The organism is Tenacibaculum sp. IB213877, assembly GCF_034043975.1.
Classification (GTDB): Bacteria; Bacteroidota; Bacteroidia; order Flavobacteriales; family Flavobacteriaceae; genus Polaribacter.
The window spans coordinates 1-23,073 of the sequence record NZ_JAXCHH010000013.1 but is presented as its reverse complement, the minus strand read 5'-3'; the positions used below and the strand labels follow the sequence as shown (position 1 = coordinate 23,073).

Sequence of the window (23,073 nt, the reverse complement as noted above, 5' to 3'; positions counted from 1 at the left end):
TGTTATAGTTTATAGCTTATTTAACTATGATGCGGCTTTTAATCTTTGTAATGCTGATTTGGTAATTCTGCTTTCAGCATATTTTCTTGTTACTACAAATTCTTTAGCTGGTGAACCAGGTAGTTCAAACATGGCATCGGTTAAAATTGCTTCACATAAAGAGCGCAAACCTCTAGCTCCTAATTTATATTCAATAGCTCTTTCAACAATATAATCTAGCGCATCATCTGTCATAGAAAACTCAACATTATCCATAGCAAATAGCTTTGTGTATTGTTTAATAATTGAATTTTTAGGCTCTGTTAAAATAGCTCTTAACGTTTCGGTATCTAAAGGATTCATGTAACTTAAAACCGGTAGACGACCAATAATTTCAGGAATCAATCCGAAATTTTTTAAATCGGCAGGAATTACATATTGTAGTAAGTTATCTTCATCAATTTTATCTTCCTCTAAAGAAGCTCCATAACCTACTGCCTGACGATTTAAACGTTTACTGATAATTCTATCAATCCCAGAAAATGCACCTCCGGCAATAAATAAAATATCTTTGGTATCTACTTCAATAAATTTTTGTTCTGGATGTTTTCTACCTCCTTTAGGCGCTACATTTACTAAAGTTCCTTCTAATAACTTTAATAAAGCCTGTTGAACGCCTTCTCCTGAAACATCTCTTGTAATTGAAGGATTATCTCCTTTACGTGCTATTTTATCAATCTCATCAATAAAAACGATTCCTTTTTCAGCTTTCTCTACGTCATAATCTGCTGCTTGTAATAATCGACTTAAAATACTTTCTACATCTTCACCTACATAACCTGCTTGGGTTAACACAGTAGCATCTACAATAGCAAAAGGAACGTTTAACATTTTAGCAATAGTACGAGCAACTAATGTTTTACCTGTACCAGTCTCTCCTACTAAAACTATGTTAGATTTTTCGATCTCAACTTCATTCTCATCATTTACGGTTTGCAGTAATCTTTTATAGTGATTGTAAACCGCAACTGACATTGCCTTTTTAGTTTCTTTTTGGCCAATGATATATTCATCTAAAAATGCTTTGATTTCTTTTGGCTTTTTTAAAACTAAATCATTAGATAGGCTTGTTGTTTTTGCTTCAGCTACTTCTTCTTCAACAATACCATGTGCTTGCTCTATACACTTATCACAAATATGTGCATCCATACCTGCAATTAACAGGTCTGTTTCTGCTTTTTTTCTTCCACAGAAAGAACAATGTAAGTTTTGATCTTTTGTCATCTTCTTTTCAATTAAACGTAACCCTAATAGTAGTAGTTTACTTGGTCGTTATTTTCTTGCTAAAATTTCATCAACCATTCCATAGGCTTTAGCCTCCTCTGCTTTCATCCAATAATCTCGATCAGAATCTTCATTTACTTTTTCAAATGATTGACCAGAGTGCTTAGAAATAATATTATATAGCTCGTCTTTTAATTTTAAAATTTCACGTGCTGTAATTTCGATATCTGATGCTTGTCCTTGTGCTCCACCTAATGGTTGGTGAATCATAATTCTTGAGTGCGGTAATGCAGAACGCTTTCCTTTTTGTCCTGCACACATTAAAACTGCTCCCATAGATGCAGCCATCCCTGTACAAATAGTAGCCACATCTGGTTTAATGAATTGCATAGTATCATAAATGCCTAAGCCTGCATAAACACCACCTCCTGGAGAGTTGATATATAATGAAATATCTTTAGATGCATCTACACTTTCTAAGAACAATAATTGTGCTTGTATAATGTTAGCTACTTGATCATTAATACCAGTACCAAGGAAAATAATTCTATCCATCATTAAACGAGAAAAAACGTCCATTTGTGTAATGTTTAATTGACGTTCTTCCATAATATATGGAGTTAAACTACTGGTAATTTTATTATAATAAGTACTGTTAATACCATGATGCTTAGTTGCATACTTTTCAAATTCTTTTCCAAAATCCATATAAGGGCTTTTTATTTTAAAAGTTGTAAGTGACAAAGATAAGAAGTTTTTCTTTTAAAAAAAGTTAAGATTCATATGAACAAAAACATCTCTTAATAAAGCAAAAAACCGACACATTTTGTGTCGGTTTTAATATATTTTTTTGGATTGATTTTATCCTCCAAAGTCGTCAAAACGGATATTTTCATCTGGAATACCAAAATCTTGACCCATTTTTTCAACTGCTTTGTTCATTAATGGTGGCCCACAGAAGTATAATTCGATATCTTCTGGAGAATCGTGTTTGCTTAAGTAATTATCGATAACACAATTATGAACAAATCCTACAAAACCATCTCCTTCTGCATCAATACTATCTTTAACTTTCCAATTATCTTCTGGTAAAGGCTCAGATAAAGCAATGTGGAAACGGAAATTAGGAAAATCTTTTTCTAATTGATAGAAATGATCTAAGTAGAATAACTCACGCTTAGAACGCCCTCCGTACCAATAAGAAACTTTTCTTCCTGTTTTTAAGGTTTTGAATAAGTGATATAAGTGTGAACGCATTGGCGCCATACCTGCTCCACCACCTACATATAACATTTCTGCATCAGACTCGTTGATGAAGAATTCACCGTAAGGACCAGAAATAGTTACTTTATCTCCTACTTTTCTTGAGAAAACATAAGAAGAAGCAATACCCGGATTTACATCCATCCATCCTCCTTTTGCTCTATCAAATGGAGGTGTTGCAATACGAACGTTTAACATAATTTCACGTCCTTCTGCTGGGTAAGAAGCCATAGAGTATGCTCTTTCTACAACTTCATCATTCTTCATTACTAATGGCCAAAGTTTAAACTTATCCCATTCCATTTGGAATTTGTCTGGGGTTTCATGCTCTTCTGGGTGAGCTGTAATGTCCATATCAGAAAACTTCACTTCACATGGTGGAATTTCAATTTGAATATATCCTCCTGCTTTGTAGTTCATATCTTCTGGAATTTCTACTACAAACTCCTTAATAAAAGATGCAACGTTGTAATTACGTACAACGGTTGCCTCCCATTTCTTAATTCCGAAGATTTCTTCAGGAATAGAAATATCCATATCTTGTTTTACCTTAACTTGACATGCTAAACGTGCTCCGTGTTGTAATTCTTTACGAGTAAAGTGAGGTGTTTCTGTTGGTAATGCTTCACCACCACCAGACAATACGTGACATTCACACTGAATACAAGATCCACCTCCACCACATGCTGATGGCAAGAAGATCTTCTCATTTCCTAAGGTAGATAATAAAGTTCCTCCTGAGGCTACCTCAATAGTTTTTTCTCCGTTGATGGTAATTTTTACCGGACCAGACGGAGCTAATTTTTGTTTTACGAATAACAATAAGGCTACCAATAGTAATACTAATGCTAAAAATGCTATTACTGTAATAGCTACTGTTCCTCCTGTACTTGCTTGTAAAAACATCATTATTCTGAAATTTCTTTAGTGTTAGTAGCTAATTTTTCTTCTTGTTGAGCTTCTGTTTCAGTTTCTTTAACTTCTTCAACCACAGCAGTAGCTACTTCATTGGTTTGTTCTTTAGCTTCAACTTTAACCTCAGCTTGTGCTTCTTCTTTCTTACCTTCTTCATTACCTCCTGTTAACATACCTCCAAAACTCATAAATCCGATAGCCATTAAACCAGTTGTAATAAACGTAATTCCTAATCCTCTTAATGCTGGCGGGATTGAAGAGTAACGTATTTTTTCACGAATCGCTGCAATAGCTAAAATTGCTAAAAACCAACCAATACCTGAGCCAATACCGTATACAAATGACTGACCTAAAGTAGGGATTTCACGAGATTGCATGAATAATGAACCTCCTAAAATTGCACAGTTTACAGCGATAAGTGGTAAGAAAATACCTAATGAATTGTATAATGCAGGAGCGAATTTTTCTACAATAATTTCTACCAATTGTACCATGGTTGCAATCGTTGCAATGAACATAATAAATGATAAGAAACTTAAATCGTATTCAGCATATTCTGCTCCTAACCAAGCTAAAGCACCTGGTTTTAAAATATATTGATCTAACAACCAGTTGATAGGCACTGTTACTGCTAATACAAAGATTACAGCCGCACCTAAACCTACTGCAGTAGATACCTTTTTAGATACAGCAAGGTAAGAACACATTCCTAAGAACGTAGCAAATACCATGTTGTCTATAAAAATCGACTTGAAAAATAATTCTAATAATTCCATCTATTTATATTTTGATGAGATCCTGAAATAAATTCAGGATGACATTTATTTAATGCCTAATCTTCAATTAATGCTTTATTTCTACTACGCTGAATCCAAATGATAATACCTACCACAATTAGCGCCATTGGAGATAACAACATAAATCCGTTGTTTTCATATCCTAAAGCATATAATCCTGTTTTTTCAATAGGATCTCCTAATACTTTAAAACCTAATAAAGTACCAGAACCTAGTAGTTCTCTAAAAAATGCTACAATTATTAATATAATACCATAACCGGCAGCATTTCCAATTCCGTCTAAAAATGATTTCCATGGGCCATTTCCTAAAGCGAATGCTTCAAAACGCCCCATAATGATACAGTTTGTAATAATTAATCCCACGAAAACCGACAATGTTTTACTTAACTCATAAGCAAATGCTTTTAGAACTTGATCTACAACAATTACTAAAGCAGCAACTACAACTAACTGTACAATAATTCTAATTTTTGAAGGAATAATATTTCTCATTAATGAGATAACAACGTTACCTACACCTAGTACAAACATTACCGAAATAGCCATTACAATAGCAGCTTTTAATTGTGCTGTAATTGCTAAGGCAGAACAAATACCTAATACTTGAATGGTAATTGGATTGTTATCTGCTAACGGATCTGTAATTAATTTTGCGTCTTTCTTTGATAAAAGTCCCATAATTATTTTAAGTTTTTAAAGTAAGGTACATATAACCCTAATTCATTTTTAATCATAGCAGATACACCGTCTCCAGTAATAGTTGCTCCTGCAATAGCATCTACCTCGTAATCTTCTTTAATTTCATTTTTAGGATCATTATTCCCTTTGGCTACGCTAATTCCTTTGAACACACCAGCTTCAGTTAATAAATGTTCTCCATAAAAATCATCCATAAAGAATCGTTCTTTTATGTTAGCTCCTAAACCTGGAGTTTCTCCTTTATGATCAAAATACACTCCTTGAACGATCATATTTTTATCTACTGCAACGTAACCCCAAATAGCATCCCAAAGACCTTTACCTCTAATTGGTGCGATATAAAACGTTTTACCGTCTTTTTCTCCAATAAACAATGGCAACTTTCTTGTTTTACCTTCTTTAGCATTTGTTTGTTGCTTTTTAACATCAATTAAATATGCTTTGTTATCTTCTGTAATTTTATCACCTTCAATAACAATTTGTTTCTTGATGTATTTTGAAAATTCTTCTTCTACTTTATCTGCTGCAATAAACTTTGCACTACTTTCATCATTTTCGTTTACGCCCATAGCGTATAAAATGTTTTGCTGCTTTTCAATACGTTCATTGGCATTGATTAACGGGCGTAAAGATGAAGCTGTAAAAGCTAATAAAGCGCCCACTAACACTACCATTCCGATAGCGAAAAGTACTGTGTATACATTACTATCTGTTCTTTTAGACATAATTATGCGGTTTTAGCTTTTAAACGTTTCATTCTTCTCTTTACATTTCCTTGTACCACGTAGTGATCAATTGTTGGAGCAAATACGTTCATTAATAGAATTGCTAACATTACTCCTTCTGGATATGCTGGGTTGAAAACACGAATCATAATTGATATAAAACCAATTAAGAAACCGTAAATCCATTTTCCTTTGTTGGTTTGTGCCGCTGTTACAGGATCTGTTGCCATGTAAACCGCACCAAATGCAAAACCACCAATTAATAAGTGTTTCCAGAAATCAAGAGACATTAATCCGTAGAATTTACTCGTCTCTCCAATAATTTCCGCATCTACAACCATGTTAAAGATGAACCCCATTACTAAAGCTCCTATTACTGATGATAACATAATTCTCCAGCTACCAATTTTAGTAAAGATTAAGAATAAGGCTCCTAATAAGATTAACAACGTTGAAGTTTCTCCAACTGATCCTGGAATCATTCCAAAAAACATATCCGAAACCGAATAATTTAATGGTTGTGACTGTGCTAAACTTCCTAAGATAGTTTCTCCAGAAATTGCATCTGGTTGCCCAACTCTATTTACAGCATCATGCACCCATACTTTATCTCCCGACATCCAAGTTGGATACGCGAAGAATAAGAACGCACGAATAGTTAATGCTGGGTTTAAGATGTTCATACCTGTACCACCAAACACTTCTTTTCCTATTACAACTCCAAATGCAACAGCTACTGCTAACATCCAAAGTGGTAGATCTACCGGTACAATTAACGGCACTAACATACCCGTTACTAAGTACCCTTCTTCTACTTCGTGTCCTTTAATTACTGCAAATACAAATTCAATTGCTAATCCTACTCCGTAAGAAACAATAACTAAGGGTAATACTTTGTATAAACCAATTATTAGGTTATCTAAATTCCAAAAGTTTCCGCTAAAAAAGCTCATTGCTCTTTCAACTTCTCCTGTAGCTACATGATGTTGGTAACCTGCATTGAACATTCCAAAGATTAAACAAGGAACTAATGCCATTATTACCGTGTTCATGGTACGCTTTAAATCATCTGCCGCTTTAATATGAGTACCTCCATGGGTAGTTTCATTCGGCAAGTATAAAAAGGTGTGGATTGCGTTAAACGCAGGTGCCATCTTAGTACCTTTATATTTCTCTTTTAAATTATGTAAATTTTGTTTTAAGCCCATGTCTTATCCTAATTCTTGCTTTAATAAATCTAATCCTTCACGAATTATCTTTTGGTGTGGTTGTTTAGACACACAGATAAATTCTGTTAAAGCGAAATCTTCTGGTGCAACTTCATAAGCTCCTAATCCTTCCATTTCGTCAAGATCTTTGTACATACAAGCTTTTAATAATTGCATCGGATAGATATCTAAAGGAAATACTTCTTCATACGACCCAGTTACTACAAAAGCTCTGTGCTCTCCATTTGTATTGGTATCTAAATCGTATTTTTTCTTCGGATTCAACCAAGAGAAAGTTAATGCTCTTGAAGTTGATACCTTATCAAATACTGGCTTATTCCAACCAAATAACTCGTAGTCATCACCTTCAGGAATTGCTGTAAGCTGGTTATCATAATATCCTAAGAAACCATCTTCACCAACTTGCGTTCCGCTTAAAACATTACCACTAATAACACGCGTGTTATCATTTTGTAAATTTTCTTTTACCAAACCTGAAACTTGAGCTCCAGCTAAAGCAGTAATATATTGTGGAGTAGTGAATTTAGAACCTGTTAAAGCTATTGTTCTTGTAAGGTTTAATTTCCCTGTTAATAATAACTCACCTATTACCACTAAGTCTTGTGGAGTAACCACCCAAACTACTTCACCTTTATTTATAGGGTCAATTTGAGCTATTTGGGTACTGACATTACCTACAGGGTGTGGCCCAGAAACCTTATGCAGTTCAACATCTCTCACACTTGCTAAAGGTGATTTAGAAGAACCTACCGAAACATGAACTTTACCTTCTGTTAACTTTGTTAACGCTGTAACAGCTGCTTGCAACTCTGCTTCTTTGCCTTGTAGTACATAATCATAATTAGCAGCTAAAGGTGCACTAGCATATGCAGAAACAAAGATTGCTTTTGGTGCTTGATTTGGATTTGCAATAACATCATAAGGACGTTGTTTTACAAATGGCCAACAACCTGATGCAAATAAGTGATTTTTAACTTGCTCTCCTGTCATTGACGCAACATCAACTTTACCAAAATCTTTGTGCTCTTGTGTTCCGTTAGAGGTAATTTTAATTTCTAATACTTTTCTTCGAGCTCCACGCACAATCTCAGTAACTTTACCACTTACAGGACTAGGAAATAAAATACGCTCATCACTTTTTGCATGAAAAAGTGCTTCACCTGCTTTTACTTCTGTACCTTCTTTTGCTAAAATTTTAGGAATAACGCCGTGAAAATCGCTTGGCTTAATTGCAAAAACACTACCCATTGGAAGTTTGGTAGTTACCTGCTTTGCCTCACCAACGAGCTTAATATCAAGCCCTTTTTTTATACGGATGTCTTTTGACATAGTAACTATATATTTGATTTTCTTAAAAAACACGCAAATTTAAAAATTTTGAAAATGACACATAGCCTATTCACATTTTATCTTTCTTTTAAACACTTATTTATACTGGTTCTAAATAGAAAACTCCTTATTTGGCTTACATTTTGATATTTTTGTGTTTATGAAACATTTAATTAAAATTAGCCTACTCTTAATCTCAACTTATATTAGCGGACAGAATATTAAAACCGTTCAATTACGCCCACTTAGCAGCAATCAATTTGCTCCAATTGTAAAATTAGGTGAAATTTTAGAACTATCTTTTGATGATTTAGATGCGGACAACAAACAATATCAATATAAAATTGAACATATGACACACGATTGGAAACCAAGCAATTTACTTTCCAATCAATACATACAAGGGTTTAACCAAAATTACTTTACCAATATAACCAACTCATTCAACACACTACAAGATTACACCCACTATTCCATTAAAATCCCTAATGAAAATACCACCCTTACCAAAAGTGGTAATTATTTAATTTCTGTTTTAGATGAAAACCTAGAAGTTGTTTTTACAAGAAAATGTGTGTTTTATGAAGATCTAACCACAGTTGGTGTTGCTGTTTTTAGAAGCAGAAATGTAGCCACACTCAACAAACAACAAACGGTTCAGTTTGTAGTAAATCACCCTAAAGTTTCTATCATTAATCCAACACAAGAAATTAAGGTAACCTTACTTCAAAATAACAATTGGAATATAAATATTAATAACATTGAACCTCATTTTATAAAACCAAATCAGTTAGTATACAACCATACTACTAAAACTAATTTTTGGGGAGGAAATGAATTTTTAAATTTTGACAATAAATATATTCGAAGCACCAACATAAACATTGCTAAAACAGAACGTTTAGATGTGGTTCATAATTATTTGTATTTGAACGAACCTAGAGCTTACAAGCCTTATAGTTACAATCCTGATATTAACGGACAGTTTATAGTAAGAACCTTAGACGCTCAAGATGAAGATACAGAAGCAGATTATGCTACCGTCCATTTTTCATTAAAAAGTGAAAAACTTAACTTTAAAGAGATATTTGTTCATGGAGCATTTAACAATTTTGAATTAACTGATGAAAATAAAATGGAGTATAATGAAAATGAAAAAACATATACTACATCACTTCAGTTAAAACAAGGTTTTTATAATTATGGTTTTGCCACAAAAGATCAAAATGGCAATGTTAGTTTAACAGAAATAGACGGCTCTTTTTATCAAACTGAAAACGAATACACTGCGATTATTTACTACAAACCTTTTGGAGAAATTTACGATAGAGTCATTGGTGTAGGTTTTGGTTTTTTTGATCAAAACAGATAATTAGTAATCTTCTTCTATTGTATCATTCAATAAAAACTTTTACATTTATTGTATGTTTCAACAAATAACAAAAGGAATTAAAATTTCCGTTAAATCTCTTTATAACGGAATAGTTGCCCGTGATAGATTAAACTATCACGCCTTTAGTTATTTTGTATCTATTGAAAACAACTCTAAAGACCCAGTACAATTACTAGAAAGATATTGGACTATTTTAGACAGTCTTAATATTACTGAGTATGTAGAAGGAAAAGGTGTTGTGGGAGAAACTCCAATTATATTACCTAAAGAAAAATACAATTACAGATCTAACTGTTTTTTACGCTCATCAACAGGAGCCATGTTAGGTAATTATAAAATGCTAAACCTAACTACCAATGAAGAGTTTTTAGTAACCATTCCTACATTTCAATTAACCACAACTACTACATTAAACTAATGTCTAAAAAAAACAAACCCATTACATTTCATAATCTTACCTGTTTAAATTGTGGATATCCTTTTTTTGGACACGAACTTTATTGCCCAAATTGCGGACAAAAAAACAAAACAGAAAAACTAACTTTTACATCCTTTACAAAAGAGGTTTTTAATGGCTTTACCTCTTGGGATGCCAAGTTTTGGAAAACTCTTTTTCCTTTACTAACAAAACCCGGAAAAGTATCAAAAGATTATATTGAAGGAAAACGCGCTAGATATGTAAACCCTTTTCGTTTTTACATAACTATATCTATTGTTTTCTTTTTAATAATAGGACTTTTAAATAGTTATACCGCTTTTAAAAATTTATCAAACGGAGACTCATCTTCTAGAAGTTCTACCAGTTTTACTATAAATGAAAACGGGATAGAAACTAGCAAACACAACTTTGATTACGATTCTTTTCAAAATCAGTTTTACAATGAATTAGAAAAAAACAAAAACAAAAAAGATTCTTTGAATATTTTAGTTAAAAATAACATTCTTACTAAAAAAGAAAAAGATTCTATTTTAAGTAACGACAAAAGTAATTTTAGCTTTTCTTTTGGCGATTCTGATAAAATGCAATCTTTTATGCTTTTTCAAAAAAAGCATCCACATATGAATATAGATAAGGCGCTAGACAGTTTAGGTTATGAAAAAACCTTTTCAAATCGCTTTTGGTATTCCAGATCTGGCTTTGCTAATAGCATGATATCAACCGAAGATGCAAATCAAAAATACATAAATCAGATAATCTCATATACTTCTATAGCGCTGTTTATTTTACTTCCTATTTTTACCTTGTTTTTATTTTTAATTTATGTTCGAAAAAAGTTTTCTTATGTAGAACATTTAGTATTTGTTTTTCATATTCAAACAGTATTTTTCCTGCTCTTTACTTTCTTCATTATAATTAACTTTTTTATAGCTACACCTAATATAATTATACTTTTTATAATTCTTTTTCTTGTATATTTATTTGTTGCAATGAAAAATTTTTACAATCAAGGTTATTTCAAAACTTTTCTAAAATATACTTTAGCTAATATAATTTATTTAACACTTTCATTATTCGGAATGCTTGCTATGTCTTTAATTGCTTTTGCATTGTATTAAAAGACACTATCCTCCAAAAAATTAGTATTAGAAATAAAATCAAGATAAGTTATAGCTACATTTTTTTCTTTCTTTTGTACCGAAGTAATGCTTACAGTTTCAACATAGCTACGTTTCATTTTTAAAGAAATTTCTGAATTTCCTTTGGTTTCATCTTGATGAAACTCTAAAATATCTTGTTGAGTATACTCCGGATTTTCATCCAACCACTGTGTAAACCATGTTTTACGTAACGCTTTCATTTCATCAGTATACAACGTAGAACTTGACCAAATATGAGGTTTATTTTTTAACTTACTAAAATGTTTTTCTACTCCAGTCCACACCAATTCATAAGCATATAAACTATTTGACCAATCCACCAACACAATGGTAAACGGTTCAATATTATTAAAATCAAAATGCTCAATAATTTCCACCGGATTATCAACCTGCAACAATTGTTTTACAATAACTCCTCTGCTCATGTTATACGATTCTTGTCGTTGGTGTTTTTCAAAACCACCATTTAACAAGCAAATCAATCGTTTTTTTTCGCTGATTCCAATCCATGTACCACCTGCTAACTCATCCTTCGGAAAAAATAGTTCCACTCCATTCTCAACATATTTTTGAGGCGGAATCGTTTTTCTTTTCGGACTTTCATCTCTATTCGATGTTAAAATAAAATCGTTATTAGCAAGAGGGAGTAACGTTACTGTGCACATTTATTGAGGATTTACAAGTTATTTATCAAACCTTAGGTCAGTATTCTGCAACAAACGTTACAGAAAGTATCAGTTAAAAATTGTACATTTACACCTCAAAATTAATTTAATAAAAACAATAAACAAACAACCATGGGAAAAGGTTTTTTTAATGTGCCTGTAGCGGTTAACGAACCTGTCAAAGGATATGCTCCGGGTTCACCAGAAAGAGAAGCCGTTTTAAAACAGTATAAAGAATATTTTAACGGTTCTGTTGACGTGCCAATGTACATTGGTAACGACGAAGTAAGAACCGGAGATACTAAAAATATGACTCCTCCTCACGATCACAAACATGTGGTTGGAACATATCATACTGGAGGAAAAGCGTATGCTGAAAAAGCGATTGACGCTGCTTTAGAAGCTCGTAAAAACTGGGCACAAATGCCTTGGGAACAACGCGCTGCTATCTTTTTACGTGCTGCTGATCTAATTGCTGGTCCATACCGTGCAAAAATCAATGCTGCAACTATGATTGCACAGTCAAAAACAGTTCATCAAGCAGAAATTGATGCCGCTTGTGAGTTAATTGACTTTTTACGTTTTAACGTAGAGTACATGACTGAAATTTATGCAGAACAACCAAACTCTGATGACGGAATTTGGAATCGTGTTGAGTACAGACCTTTAGAAGGTTTTATCTACGCAATTACACCGTTTAACTTTACTGCCATTGCTGCTAATTTACCAGCATCTGCAGCTATGATGGGAAATACCGTAGTTTGGAAACCTTCGGACAGCCAAATTTTCTCTGCTGAAGTAATTATGGAAGTGTTTAAAGAAGCTGGCTTACCTAACGGAGTTATTAATATGATTATGGGTGATCCTGTTGAAATTACAGAAGCTGTGTTAAGTTCTCCTGATTTTGCAGGTTTACACTTTACAGGATCTACGTTTGTTTTTAAAGAACTTTGGAAGAAAATTGGTGAAAACATTCACACCTATAAAACGTATCCAAGAATTGTAGGTGAAACTGGAGGTAAAGACTTTATCGTGGCGCATCCATCAGCGAATGCAAAACAAGTAGCTACAGGTATTGTTCGTGGTGCTTTTGAGTTCCAAGGACAAAAATGTTCTGCGGCTTCAAGAGTATATTTACCAAAATCGATGGCAAATGAAGTATTAGACTTCGTAAAAGAAGATGTTGCTTCTTTTAAAATGGGATCTCCAGAAGATTTAAGCAACTTTATTACAGCGGTGATTCATGAAGGATCATTCAATAAATTAGCTAAGTATATCGATCAAGCAAAAGCCGATGCTGACGCTGAAATTATTGCCGGAGGTAACTACGATAAATCAAAAGGATATTTTATTGAGCCAACCGTTATCTTAACTACCAATCCAAAATACACTACTATGGAAACTGAGTTATTCGGACCCGTAGTAACAATTTATGTGTATGAAGATGCTGATTGGAGCAAAACCTTAGAATTAGTTGACGGAACGTCTGAGTACGCATTAACAGGAGCTATTTTCTCTACGGATAGATATGCCATTGCAGAAGCTACGAAAGCTTTAGAAAACTGTGCTGGTAACTTCTATATTAACGACAAACCAACAGGCGCTGTGGTAGGACAACAACCGTTTGGTGGAGCAAGAGCTTCTGGAACGAACGATAAAGCAGGATCTGCACAAAACTTATTACGTTGGGTATCGCCTCGTTTAATTAAAGAAACGTTTGTTTCTCCATCAGATTATCGTTATCCGTTTTTAGGAGAATAAAAAAGAAATGTCATTCCGCACTTGATGCGGAATCTCATCATAAAAACAAAAAACCAATCTCATTTGAGGTTGGTTTTTTTATTAACAAAGTATACAAAGAAAAGAATTCATTTCTTTGAAAGCTCATTTTTTGTTTTATTTTAGCAACTAAATTTTAATCAAATTCATGCTATGAAAAATGTGATATTTTTAATAATATTTCTTTTTTGCTTAAATTCTTATTCACAAGAATTTAAGAATATAACAATCATTAAATCAGATAAGACAGAAATAAAAACTTTAGGAACATTTGTATACGAAGATGATTTAATCAAAGGAATTAAAACAAAAAAAAATAATTTATTAATTTCTTTTCAGGATGTAAATAAAGTATTCATTAATAAAGAAACATATCTAGTTAAAAACTATAAATTTAAAAAGTATTTATTTCTTAAAATTATAAATGGAAATTTGTCACTATACAAAGACAAGAAAAATTACTACTTAGAAAATAATGAGTTAGGGTTAAAAAATATAAAAAAAGATGAGAAAAGATTACAGTTTGTTTTTAAAACTGGTGAAGTTTCTTTGTTTATAAATAAATGTAAGGCAGCTACTAATGAACTATATAACAAAAGAAAATCTCTTATTTTAAGCAACCTTAAAAAAATTATTAATATTTATAACACTTGCGATACATCATCTAAAATTCAATTTGCTGATGAAGTGATTAAAGAATCAAACAGACCAAAAGAAAAAGTCAAATTTGGGCTATCTTTTGGATTAATGAAATTAAAAACGGATTATAATCAACCATTCTCTATTGAAGGCTCTGATAAAAATTTCACTTTTGTAGGTGGCAAAGTATATATTTTTTCTAATATATTTCAAGAAAAGTTAGACGCTAATTTATCTATAGATTATTTTTTTAGAAAGAATTACCAAATAAATGATATTGACTACTATATAAAAAACAGTACTCAATTCACTAAATTAACAATAGGAGCAAACTACACAATTAACAACATAAGTAAACTCATTACACCTTATTTTGGGATTTCAGGTGGCCTCCTCTTAAGTTCAAATTCTTCAGTCAAATTAATTTCTAAATATTTAGATCTCCCTTCAAGACATTACACTCTTAGCAATGAATTAATTTACAATATAAATGTAGGGTCATACATCTATTTATTGAATCAAAAAATTGATCTTATATTTGAATATCAACCCAAGATAAATACTAAATTATCAGATAGTATTAACCTTCATAATAATTCATCTAGTTTTAGTAGTCTAAGTTTTAAACTTAGTTACATATTTTAGACAAATGCTTATACCTATTTTTTATAGATCGTACGTTTCTTCTTTTATCTAAAAAAAGCATAAGCACTCTATAACAACAAAACTAAATGTCTGTTCGAGTGATTTTAAAAAAATTATATTTAGAATATCAACCTATAATGAATTTTTTTAATCTCAATATAACTTTAACTCTTAAAAAGAGTAAATTTTGCTTAAATTGATAGAATTAAAACCTCAAATGCATCATTTTAAAATGAAGTTTTTCATTTGCTGTACCTTCTTTTAATCTACCTTTGTAAAAAAATAATGTATGCAGTTTTCAGACTTACCATTACATAAATCCATCTTAAAAGCAATAGCTGAAGAAAGATACCACACACCTACTTTGGTGCAAGAAAAAGCAATACCATTAATCTTAGCTAAAAAAGATGTAATTGTATCTGCACAAACGGGTACAGGTAAAACCGCTGCTTTTGCATTACCCATTATTGAGCAATTGTTTGACGAGCAAGACGCTAAAAAGGGAGAAAAGAAAATTAAAGCCTTAGTTATAAGTCCAACTCGTGAACTAGCTTTACAAATTGAGCAAAATTTTAAAACCTATAGCAAATACACCAATTTAAGAACTACGGTTGTGTATGGTGGTGTTTCTTTAGAACCTCAAAAAGATGTTTTGAATAAAGGAGTAGATGTTCTTATTGCCACTCCTGGTAGGTTGATAGATTTACACAAACAAGGAAATGTCGACTTGCGTTTTTTAAAAACCTTTGTGTTAGATGAAGCCGATTTAATGCTAGATATGGGCTTTATAAACGATGTTCAGAAAATAGAAGAATTGTGTCCGCGTAAAAAACAGACGTTATTATTTTCTGCAACAATGCCCGAAAAAATAGTGGAACTATCAAAAACTATACTTCATAATCCTAAAAAAGTAGAAATCAACCCGTCTGAAGCAACCGCTAAAAAAATTGGTCAGTTGTTGTATTATGTTCCTAAAAGAAACAAAACAGATTTATGTTTGCATTTATTACGGAACACTATTAACGGAAAAATCATCATTTTTAGACGTACCAAGTTTGGAGTTGATAAACTAGAACAAACTTTACTTAAAAATGGTTATAAAGCTACTAGCTTACATGGTGACAAAACGCAAAACCTACGTAACAAAGCTATTGAAGATTTTAAAAATAAAAAGGTAAACATCTTAATTGCTACAGATGTTGCTGCTCGCGGAATTGATATTAGCAAAGTAGATGCTGTTATTAATTTTGATTTACCAAACATACCAGAAACGTATGTACACAGAATTGGACGTACCGGTAGAGCAGGAAAATCGGGGATAGCATTTTCTTTGTGTAGTGCTGATGAAATTACATACATCAAAACCATTCAAGAATTATTACAAGAAAAGATAAAAGTAATTGAAGATCATCCGTTTCCGTTAGCAAAACCAAAACCTAAAAAACAACCAAACACAATTAGCACAAATAAGAAAAGTAGGAAATCAAAAGCTTCTAAAAAAAATAAAAAACGCTGGTACTAAATCAGCGTTTTCTTATCCTTTATATTTTATTGGTAAATGCACCACTTTTTTGGTTTCAAAAAAGTCTTCATCAAAATAATTTGGCAAATCGTAAATCGTAGCTTTAGGAAATTTTTCTAACTCTTCGGTTAAATCACCTCCTTTTAAGTATAAAATTCCGTTTTTTAATTCGTGGTTTTGTTTTTTGGCTACTTTATCTTTTACCCAACGATGAAAAGTTTCCATTTGTGCCACGGCTCTACTCACAATAAAATCGTAGGTATCTTTAACTTCTTCCACACGTCCGTGAGTAGTTTTTACGTTTTCCAATCCTAATCCTTCAGCAACTTCATTTACTACCTTAATTTTTTTACCGATAGAATCTACCAAATGAAACTTTGTTTCTGGAAATAAAATAGCTAACGGAATTCCAGGAAAACCACCTCCTGTACCAACATCCATCACTTTTGCTCCTGGCTTAAACTGCATTACTTTTGCGATACCTAAAGAGTGTAACACATGACGTAAGTATAATTCGTCAATATCTTTACGAGAAACTACGTTTATTTTCAGGTTCCAATCTTGATACAACTCTTGTAATTTAGCAAATTTTGCTATTTGATCTTCTGTTAAATCAGGGAAGTATTTTAAAATGATTTCCATAATATATTCTTTCAGCGGCAAAAATAACAAACAAATTATCAAAAAATATCCTTAAAAATTAGAATTAGTAAAATAAGATGTTTCAAAAAGAGTTATTTTTACAAACTTAAACTGAGACATGAAGAACGTACAATTTTCAAGAATAGACAAAGCAAAGTTTTTTAGAACGCTAAATAAACGTGTAAACCAATATTTTAAAGAAAACAATCTTAAACGTACCGGTAACTGGAAATTATACTCAAAAGCAATAATTATGTTTGCTGTTTTTTTAATTCCTTTTATCCTTATGCTAACTGTAAGCATGCCACAATGGGTACTTTTATTATTAACTATAATAGTCGGTGTTGGTATGGCTGGAGTGGGCATGAATGTAATGCATGATGCTAACCATGAGTCATTTTCTACCAAAAAGTGGGTAAATAAATTAATGGGAAGTAGCATTTATATTTTAGCAGGAAACGTGTATAACTGGAAAGTACAACATAATGTATTACATCATACATACACTAACATTCCTGACCATGATGAGGATATTGATGCGGGTAGAATTATCCGTTTTTCTGAACATGCAAAATGGTATTGGATACACAAATATCAAAAATATTATTCGCCAATTTTATACGGATTACTGACTATAAACTGGGCAATAACTACCGATTTTAAGCAAATGCGCAACTATTTAAAGCGTAAACTTTCTTATGGTGAATTTCCAAATCCAGCTACAGAATGGACCAAATTGGTTGTTTCTAAAATAGCTTATTATTTACTATGGATTGTATTGCCAATTATAGTGATGGATATTGCCTGGTGGAAAGTATTAATTGGTTTTTTTGCAATGCACTATACTGCAGGCATCATTTTAAGTGTAGTATTTCAATTAGCACATATTGTTCCTAAAACAGAAATGCCTTTACCAGATGAACAAGGTAATATGAAAAATACTTGGGCAATTCATCAGTTATACACCACTGCGAATTTTGCTCCTAAAAACTGGTTGATCAATTTTTATACAGGCGGATTAAATCATCAAGTAGAGCATCATATTTTTCCGAATATTTCACATATTCACTATAAAAAAATAGCTAAAATTGTAAAAGAAACGGCCAAGGAATTTAACTTACCGTATCATGAATACAACACCACAAGAAGAGCTATTATTGAGCACTTTAAACACATTGGTGAATTAGGAAAAAAACCTCAACTAGCATAAATAACACAATACAATGTCACATCCACTTTCTAACAGGATTAACAATTTACCCGTTTCGCAAACTTTAGCTATGGCTGCTAAAGCGCGCAAATTAAAAGCAGAAGGAAAAGATATTATCAGTTTAAGTTTAGGAGAACCCGACTTCAATACTCCTGATTTTATCAAAGAAGCTGCTATTGAAGCTATCAACCAAAACTACAATTCGTATACACCAGTAGACGGCTATGTAGAGTTAAAAGAAGCCATTTGTACTAAATTTAAACGTGATAACAATTTAACGTACAACCCAAATCAAATTGTAGTTTCAACCGGAGCTAAGCAATCTATTGCAAATGTTGCCCAAGTATTGTTAAATCCTGGTGATGAAGTTTTGTTACCTGCACCTTACTGGGTAAGCTATTCAGCAATTGCAATGCTTTGTGAGGCTAAATTTGTTGAGATTCCTTCTTCTATTGACACGGATTTTAAAATCACTCCTGAGCAATTAGAAGCAGCTATTACACCAAAAACAAAAATGATTTTCTTCAACTCACCAAACAACCCTAGTGGAAGTATTTATAGCGAGGAAGAATACAGAGCTTTGGCCAAAGTTTTAGAAAAACATCCACAAATTTTCATCCTTTCAGATGAAATTTACGAACATATCAATTACGGAACAAAACCATTTAGTTTTGCAGCTATTGAAAACATGTACGATCGTACCATTACCGTAAACGGATTAGCAAAAGCATTCGCCATGACAGGTTGGAGAATTGGTTACATTGGTGCTCCGGAATGGATTGCAAAAGCGTGTACTAAAATGCAAGGACAAATTACCTCTGGAGCCAACTGTATTGCGCAACGTGCGGCTATCACCGCTGTTTTAGCAGATCCTAGCAAGGTTCAATACATGGTTAATGAATTTAAAAGCCGTAGAGATATTGTTTTAGATTTATTAGGAAAAATCGACGGATTTAAATTAAACGTACCAGAAGGTGCTTTTTATATTTTCCCAGATATTTCTTCGTTCTTCGGAAAAACCATTCGCGGTAAAGAAATCAAGGATGCTAACGATTTTTCTATGTTATTATTAGAAGAAGCTAATGTAGCAACGGTTACCGGTGATGCGTTTGGAGAACCTAATTGTATTCGAATTTCATACGCAGCTTCTGAATTACAATTACGAGAAGCAATTAAAAGAATTAAAGAGGTTTTAAGTTAAACCCTTGAATATATCAAACAAAAATCCCGAGCAAAACTCGGGATTTTTTTATCTTAAAAAGGAAGCTCTAACTTTCGTAACTTCTTCTTTTTTACTTTTTTCAAATACAACACCTTTTTATCATAATCAATAAAAGCTTTTCCTTTTTCTAACACGTCTGCACCAATAATTCCATGCACTTCATCAGCATTATGTTGTTTTAAAGCTGTATTCACATGCATTAAATTAAACAATACTAAATGACAATTATTCAACTTCCAACCGCCAATCTTTATGGTATTATTTTCAGACTTATGAGTTTCCATATCCGTAGCTCCTGCACCAGCAGCTTTAATTTCACTTTCTTCAGATGTAAGCTTAAAAAACTCCTTTAAATCTAACCCAACACACGAGTTCGAGGCTCCCGTATCTAAAATAAATCTCCCTTCAACTCCGTTTATTTTAGCAGTTACCTCTAAATGATTGGTTACAATCTTTTTTAATTTAATGCGTACGTACTTCTTTTTACGTAATACTTTTTTCAAACTTGCCATTTCTCGTACTTTTGCATCCGCAAAGATACGGCAAAACAAATATGATTACAGATACACATACCCACTTATATTCAGAACAATTTGATGAAGATAGAAACGAAATGATACAACGCGCCAAAGAAGCAGGTGTATCTCGTTTTTTTATTCCCGCAATTGATAGTTCTTATACTGACAGAATGTTGGATTTAGAAAAAAACTATCCAAACGATGTGTTTTTGATGATGGGCTTACATCCAACTTCTGTAAAAGATAATTACAAAGAAGAATTAGCACACGTTAAAGAATGGTTAGATAAACGTGACTTTTATGCTATTGGTGAAATTGGTATTGATTTGTATTGGGACAGAACACATTTACCACAACAACAAGAAGCTTTCAGAACTCAAATTCGTTGGGCGAAAGAGAAAAAATTACCAATAGTCATTCATTGTCGTGATGCTTTTGATGAAATTTTTGAAGTGTTAGAAGAAGAAAAAAGTGATGATTTGTTCGGAATCTTCCACTGTTTTACCGGAACGTTAGAACAAGCTCAAAAAGCCATTTCTTACAACATGAAATTAGGAATTGGTGGTGTAGTTACTTTTAAAAATGGTAAAATCGACAAGTTTTTGAATCAAATTGACATAAAACACATCGTTTTAGAAACCGATTCACCGTATTTAGCGCCAACTCCATACCGAGGAAAACGCAATGAAAGCAGCTACATAGAACAAGTGGTGGGGAAATTGGTTGATATTTACGGACTTTCTTTCGAAGAAATTTCCGAAATTACTACTCAGAATTCTAAAGAAGTTTTTGGTGTCTGACATTCAGAAAACATATTACAAATCACCTATCGGAATCCTTGAAATAAAAGGAGATGAAAATGGTATTCAATCTATTTTGTTTGATGATGCTTCGACTACGCTCGAAGTGACAAATGAAGTTAAAATTCCAGATTCGCTACAAAATTGTGTTTCGCAATTAGATGAATATTTTTCAGGTGAAAGAAAAGAATTTGAGGTAAAACTGAATCCACAAGGCACCGACTTTCAACAAAAAGTTTGGCAAGAGTTATTAAATATTCCTTTTAATAAAACAAGAAGTTATTTAGAGCAAACCAAAGCTATTGGCGATATAAAAGCAATTAGAGCTGTGGCATCAGCAAATGGAAAAAATCCAATTTCAATCATTATTCCGTGTCACCGAATAATTGGCTCTGATGGTTCTTTAACAGGATATGCAGGTGGAATTTGGCGTAAAAAATGGTTGTTAGAACACGAAGGTGTGCTACAAAAACAACAGACTTTGTTTTAACTCGCTACTGTGTCATTCCTGCGAAGGCAGGAATCTTTTTATAAAGATTGCTTCGTCACTTCACTCCTCGCAATGACGATTATTAATTCAAATTTCGTTTTTCAACAAAAAACTTCTTTAATAAAAAACTACATTCTTCTTCTAAAACTCCTGAAATCACCTTAGTTTTAGGATGTAATTTGGTTTTCAAAACACTAAAACCGAGTTTTGGTTCACTTGCTCCGTAAACAATCTTACCAATTTGCGCCCAATAACTTGCTCCTGCACACATCTGACAAGGTTCAAGCGTAACGTATAACACGCAATCTTTTAAATATTTTCCTCCTAAAAAATCAGATGCTGATGTATAGGCTTGCATTTCTGCGTGTGCTGTAACATCATTTAACGTTTCGGTTAAATTATGAGCTCTTGCTATTATTTGATCTTTTAACACGATAACAGCTCCCACAGGAACTTCACCTTTATCAAAAGCAATTTCTGCTTCCTGTAAGGCTTTTTTCATAAAATATTCATCGTTAAAAGGATTCATTGCATTTAAGATTAGCACGTAAAACAAATGTAACTAAAATTTATGCGCTTGGTATCTTGCTAAAATGGTTATTTTTACCAAAATTTTTTGATTTGATTTCAATCACTATTTCCGAAAATAAAAAAATATATTTTGCTTCTGATCAACATTTAGGAGCGCCAACTGCTGAAGCCAGTTTTCCTAGAGAGCAAAAATTTGTTCACTGGTTGAATGAAGTAAAAGAAGACGCCGAAGCTATTTTTTTATTGGGTGACTTGTTCGATTTTTGGTTTGAGTATAAAACCGTCGTTCCTAAAGGATTTGTAAGAGTTTTAGGAAAACTAGCAGAAATAAGAGATAGTGGAATTCCCATTTATTTTTTTGTAGGAAATCATGATTTATGGATGCATGATTATTTTGAAAAAGAATTGAATATTCCTGTATATCATTCACCTCAAGAATTTTTAATCAACAACCAATTATTTTTAATCGGTCATGGTGACGGATTAGGTCCGCATGACAAAGGTTACAAGCGAATGAAAAAAGTATTCACTTTTAAACCTTTTCAGTGGCTATTCCGCTGGTTACATCCTGATTTGGGAGTGAAACTAGGTCAATATATGTCGGTTAAAAACAAACTCATTTCCGGAGAAGAAGACTTCAAATTTTTAGGTGAAGAAAACGAATGGTTGGTTCAATATTGCAAAAGAAGATTAGAAACCAAACATTATGACTATTTTGTTTTTGGTCATAGACACTTGCCTTTAAACATTCAGCTTAAAGAAAAAAGCAAATACCTAAACTTAGGAGACTGGATACATTATTTTACTTATGCTGTTTTTGACGGAAAATCATTTGAACTAAAAGAATATTGAGTTGTCCTGAAATAGGTTGACAGATTTTAATAAAAATAGATTTAAACCTGTGAAGTTAACTTCACAGGTTTTTGTTATGTAAAAAGTTAGGTGTTTTCATATTAAGAGCTAAATGTGGTCTTGAGTTATTATAAGTTTCAATAGACTCTTTAATTAAAATGTCTAGTTCTTGTTTGTTGTTATATTTATAGATTAAAAATTCATTTTTTAAAATACCATTGATTCTTTCAGCTAAAGTATTTTGATAACAGTCATAACCAGTAGTCATAGAAGGTATGATATTATTTTTGAGTAATTCTCTTTGATACACTTCTGAGCAGTATTGCAATCCTCTATCTGAGTGA

Annotated in this window: 24 protein-coding genes; 11 read left to right on the top strand and 13 right to left on the bottom strand. The window is 32.4% G+C overall.

The window, feature by feature from the left end; genetic code table 11:
• Positions 1–24 precede the first annotated feature (24 nt).
• The 8 genes from clpX to SLH33_RS12350 form a co-directional block, all read right to left on the bottom strand.
• Entirely contained in the window at positions 25–1,263 is a 1,239-nt protein-coding gene (gene clpX, locus SLH33_RS12385) for an ATP-dependent Clp protease ATP-binding subunit ClpX (RefSeq protein WP_320419431.1), read from the bottom strand.
• A gap of 48 nt (positions 1,264–1,311) precedes the next feature.
• Positions 1,312–1,971, bottom strand: coding sequence for an ATP-dependent Clp endopeptidase proteolytic subunit ClpP (gene clpP / locus SLH33_RS12380; RefSeq protein ID WP_320419430.1), 660 nt, complete (start codon positions 1,969–1,971; stop codon positions 1,312–1,314).
• 153 nt (positions 1,972–2,124) lie between these two features.
• Positions 2,125–3,432, bottom strand: a complete 1,308-nt coding sequence (gene nqrF / locus SLH33_RS12375; protein ID WP_320419469.1) for an NADH:ubiquinone reductase (Na(+)-transporting) subunit F — start codon at positions 3,430–3,432, stop codon at positions 2,125–2,127.
• Positions 3,433–3,434: 2 nt separating this feature from the next.
• Positions 3,435–4,217: an NADH:ubiquinone reductase (Na(+)-transporting) subunit E gene (nqrE, locus tag SLH33_RS12370; RefSeq protein WP_320419429.1), complete on the bottom strand. Its 783-nt coding sequence runs from the start codon at positions 4,215–4,217 to the stop codon at positions 3,435–3,437.
• 56 nt (positions 4,218–4,273) lie between these two features.
• Positions 4,274–4,918 carry an NADH:ubiquinone reductase (Na(+)-transporting) subunit D gene (locus tag SLH33_RS12365; RefSeq protein WP_320419428.1) on the bottom strand — a complete coding sequence of 215 codons (645 nt, stop codon included), beginning with the start codon at positions 4,916–4,918 and terminating at the stop codon, positions 4,274–4,276.
• A gap of 2 nt (positions 4,919–4,920) precedes the next feature.
• Positions 4,921–5,664 (bottom strand): Na(+)-translocating NADH-quinone reductase subunit C, encoded by a 744-nt coding sequence (locus SLH33_RS12360; RefSeq protein WP_320419427.1) that lies wholly within the window; start codon positions 5,662–5,664, stop codon positions 4,921–4,923.
• A 2-nt stretch (positions 5,665–5,666) separates the two neighbouring features.
• Entirely contained in the window at positions 5,667–6,872 is a 1,206-nt protein-coding gene (locus tag SLH33_RS12355; RefSeq protein WP_320419426.1) for an NADH:ubiquinone reductase (Na(+)-transporting) subunit B, read from the bottom strand.
• Positions 6,873–6,875: 3 nt separating this feature from the next.
• Positions 6,876–8,222 carry a Na(+)-translocating NADH-quinone reductase subunit A gene (locus SLH33_RS12350; protein ID WP_320419425.1) on the bottom strand — a complete coding sequence of 449 codons (1,347 nt, stop codon included), beginning with the start codon at positions 8,220–8,222 and terminating at the stop codon, positions 6,876–6,878.
• Between the two features lie 160 nt (positions 8,223–8,382).
• Between SLH33_RS12350 and SLH33_RS12345 the strand changes: the two genes are divergently transcribed.
• The 3 genes from SLH33_RS12345 to SLH33_RS12335 are packed head-to-tail and all read left to right on the top strand — an operon-like array spanning position 8,383 to position 11,172.
• Positions 8,383–9,594: a DUF5103 domain-containing protein gene (locus SLH33_RS12345; RefSeq protein WP_320419424.1), complete on the top strand. Its 1,212-nt coding sequence runs from the start codon at positions 8,383–8,385 to the stop codon at positions 9,592–9,594.
• Positions 9,595–9,646: 52 nt separating this feature from the next.
• Entirely contained in the window at positions 9,647–10,033 is a 387-nt protein-coding gene (gene apaG / locus SLH33_RS12340) for a Co2+/Mg2+ efflux protein ApaG (RefSeq protein ID WP_320419422.1), read from the top strand.
• Complete coding sequence (locus SLH33_RS12335; protein ID WP_320419421.1) at positions 10,033–11,172, top strand: DUF3667 domain-containing protein; 1,140 nt, start codon at positions 10,033–10,035, stop codon at positions 11,170–11,172. The genes apaG and SLH33_RS12335 overlap by 1 nt, the downstream gene beginning before the upstream one ends.
• Here SLH33_RS12335 and SLH33_RS12330 read toward each other — a convergent pair.
• Entirely contained in the window at positions 11,169–11,879 is a 711-nt protein-coding gene (locus SLH33_RS12330) for an NRDE family protein (RefSeq protein ID WP_320419420.1), read from the bottom strand. The genes SLH33_RS12335 and SLH33_RS12330 overlap by 4 nt on opposite strands.
• 132 nt (positions 11,880–12,011) lie before the next feature.
• Between SLH33_RS12330 and pruA the strand changes: the two genes are divergently transcribed.
• The 3 genes from pruA to SLH33_RS12315 all read left to right on the top strand — a co-directional run bounded on the left by pruA (position 12,012) and on the right by SLH33_RS12315 (position 16,464).
• A complete protein-coding gene (gene pruA, locus SLH33_RS12325; protein ID WP_320419419.1) occupies positions 12,012–13,640 on the top strand; it encodes an L-glutamate gamma-semialdehyde dehydrogenase in 1,629 nt (542 codons plus the stop codon).
• A 171-nt stretch (positions 13,641–13,811) separates the two neighbouring features.
• The gene (locus tag SLH33_RS12320) at positions 13,812–14,942 is read left to right on the top strand and encodes a hypothetical protein (RefSeq protein WP_320419418.1); all 1,131 of its coding nucleotides are present in this window, start codon (positions 13,812–13,814) and stop codon (positions 14,940–14,942) included.
• A 289-nt stretch (positions 14,943–15,231) separates the two neighbouring features.
• The gene (locus SLH33_RS12315) at positions 15,232–16,464 is read left to right on the top strand and encodes a DEAD/DEAH box helicase (RefSeq protein WP_320419417.1); all 1,233 of its coding nucleotides are present in this window, start codon (positions 15,232–15,234) and stop codon (positions 16,462–16,464) included.
• A 12-nt stretch (positions 16,465–16,476) separates the two neighbouring features.
• Here the strand turns inward: SLH33_RS12315 and rsmG are convergent, their stop codons facing one another.
• Complete coding sequence (gene rsmG / locus SLH33_RS12310) at positions 16,477–17,106, bottom strand: 16S rRNA (guanine(527)-N(7))-methyltransferase RsmG (RefSeq protein WP_320419416.1); 630 nt, start codon at positions 17,104–17,106, stop codon at positions 16,477–16,479.
• A gap of 118 nt (positions 17,107–17,224) precedes the next feature.
• On the opposite strand from rsmG, the gene SLH33_RS12305 reads away from it, so the two are divergent.
• Together SLH33_RS12305 and SLH33_RS12300 are read left to right on the top strand one after the other, a co-directional pair.
• Complete coding sequence (locus tag SLH33_RS12305; protein WP_320419414.1) at positions 17,225–18,316, top strand: acyl-CoA desaturase; 1,092 nt, start codon at positions 17,225–17,227, stop codon at positions 18,314–18,316.
• Between the two features lie 13 nt (positions 18,317–18,329).
• Positions 18,330–19,517: a pyridoxal phosphate-dependent aminotransferase gene (locus SLH33_RS12300; protein ID WP_320419413.1), complete on the top strand. Its 1,188-nt coding sequence runs from the start codon at positions 18,330–18,332 to the stop codon at positions 19,515–19,517.
• A gap of 53 nt (positions 19,518–19,570) precedes the next feature.
• Here the strand turns inward: SLH33_RS12300 and SLH33_RS12295 are convergent, their stop codons facing one another.
• Positions 19,571–20,050, bottom strand: a complete 480-nt coding sequence (locus SLH33_RS12295; protein WP_320419412.1) for a retropepsin-like aspartic protease — start codon at positions 20,048–20,050, stop codon at positions 19,571–19,573.
• 41 nt (positions 20,051–20,091) lie between these two features.
• On the opposite strand from SLH33_RS12295, the gene SLH33_RS12290 reads away from it, so the two are divergent.
• Positions 20,092–20,856 (top strand): TatD family hydrolase, encoded by a 765-nt coding sequence (locus SLH33_RS12290; protein ID WP_320419411.1) that lies wholly within the window; start codon positions 20,092–20,094, stop codon positions 20,854–20,856.
• 1 nt (position 20,857) lies between these two features.
• Complete coding sequence (locus SLH33_RS12285; RefSeq protein ID WP_320419468.1) at positions 20,858–21,346, top strand: methylated-DNA--[protein]-cysteine S-methyltransferase; 489 nt, start codon at positions 20,858–20,860, stop codon at positions 21,344–21,346.
• 82 nt (positions 21,347–21,428) lie between these two features.
• On the opposite strand, the gene SLH33_RS12280 is transcribed toward SLH33_RS12285, so the two are convergent.
• Complete coding sequence (locus tag SLH33_RS12280) at positions 21,429–21,875, bottom strand: nucleoside deaminase (protein ID WP_320419410.1); 447 nt, start codon at positions 21,873–21,875, stop codon at positions 21,429–21,431.
• Between the two features lie 92 nt (positions 21,876–21,967).
• Here SLH33_RS12280 and SLH33_RS12275 point away from each other — a divergent pair, with 92 nt between their 5' ends.
• Entirely contained in the window at positions 21,968–22,729 is a 762-nt protein-coding gene (locus SLH33_RS12275) for a UDP-2,3-diacylglucosamine diphosphatase (RefSeq protein ID WP_413818268.1), read from the top strand.
• A gap of 61 nt (positions 22,730–22,790) precedes the next feature.
• Here SLH33_RS12275 and SLH33_RS12270 read toward each other — a convergent pair.
• Positions 22,791–23,073 (bottom strand): integrase core domain-containing protein (locus SLH33_RS12270; RefSeq protein ID WP_320419409.1); only part of this gene is annotated, 283 nt, incomplete at its 5' end.

Excerpts from the sequence above, each read along its gene's own strand:
- clpX (WP_320419431.1), bottom strand. The coding sequence starts at position 1,263 with ATGACAAAAGATCAAAACTTACATTGTTCTTTCTGTGGAAGAAAAAAA.
- clpP (WP_320419430.1), bottom strand. The coding sequence starts at position 1,971 with ATGGATTTTGGAAAAGAATTTGAAAAGTATGCAACTAAGCATCATGGT.
- nqrF (WP_320419469.1), bottom strand. The coding sequence starts at position 3,432 with ATGTTTTTACAAGCAAGTACAGGAGGAACAGTAGCTATTACAGTAATA.
- nqrE (WP_320419429.1), bottom strand. The coding sequence starts at position 4,217 with ATGGAATTATTAGAATTATTTTTCAAGTCGATTTTTATAGACAACATG.
- SLH33_RS12365 (WP_320419428.1), bottom strand. The coding sequence starts at position 4,918 with ATGGGACTTTTATCAAAGAAAGACGCAAAATTAATTACAGATCCGTTA.
- SLH33_RS12360 (WP_320419427.1), bottom strand. The coding sequence starts at position 5,664 with ATGTCTAAAAGAACAGATAGTAATGTATACACAGTACTTTTCGCTATC.
- SLH33_RS12355 (WP_320419426.1), bottom strand. The coding sequence starts at position 6,872 with ATGGGCTTAAAACAAAATTTACATAATTTAAAAGAGAAATATAAAGGT.
- SLH33_RS12350 (WP_320419425.1), bottom strand. The coding sequence starts at position 8,222 with ATGTCAAAAGACATCCGTATAAAAAAAGGGCTTGATATTAAGCTCGTT.
- SLH33_RS12345 (WP_320419424.1), top strand. The coding sequence starts at position 8,383 with ATGAAACATTTAATTAAAATTAGCCTACTCTTAATCTCAACTTATATT.
- apaG (WP_320419422.1), top strand. The coding sequence starts at position 9,647 with ATGTTTCAACAAATAACAAAAGGAATTAAAATTTCCGTTAAATCTCTT.
- SLH33_RS12335 (WP_320419421.1), top strand. The coding sequence starts at position 10,033 with ATGTCTAAAAAAAACAAACCCATTACATTTCATAATCTTACCTGTTTA.
- SLH33_RS12330 (WP_320419420.1), bottom strand. The coding sequence starts at position 11,879 with ATGTGCACAGTAACGTTACTCCCTCTTGCTAATAACGATTTTATTTTA.
- pruA (WP_320419419.1), top strand. The coding sequence starts at position 12,012 with ATGGGAAAAGGTTTTTTTAATGTGCCTGTAGCGGTTAACGAACCTGTC.
- SLH33_RS12320 (WP_320419418.1), top strand. The coding sequence starts at position 13,812 with ATGAAAAATGTGATATTTTTAATAATATTTCTTTTTTGCTTAAATTCT.
- SLH33_RS12315 (WP_320419417.1), top strand. The coding sequence starts at position 15,232 with ATGCAGTTTTCAGACTTACCATTACATAAATCCATCTTAAAAGCAATA.
- rsmG (WP_320419416.1), bottom strand. The coding sequence starts at position 17,106 with ATGGAAATCATTTTAAAATACTTCCCTGATTTAACAGAAGATCAAATA.
- SLH33_RS12305 (WP_320419414.1), top strand. The coding sequence starts at position 17,225 with ATGAAGAACGTACAATTTTCAAGAATAGACAAAGCAAAGTTTTTTAGA.
- SLH33_RS12300 (WP_320419413.1), top strand. The coding sequence starts at position 18,330 with ATGTCACATCCACTTTCTAACAGGATTAACAATTTACCCGTTTCGCAA.
- SLH33_RS12295 (WP_320419412.1), bottom strand. The coding sequence starts at position 20,050 with ATGGCAAGTTTGAAAAAAGTATTACGTAAAAAGAAGTACGTACGCATT.
- SLH33_RS12290 (WP_320419411.1), top strand. The coding sequence starts at position 20,092 with ATGATTACAGATACACATACCCACTTATATTCAGAACAATTTGATGAA.
- SLH33_RS12280 (WP_320419410.1), bottom strand. The coding sequence starts at position 21,875 with ATGAATCCTTTTAACGATGAATATTTTATGAAAAAAGCCTTACAGGAA.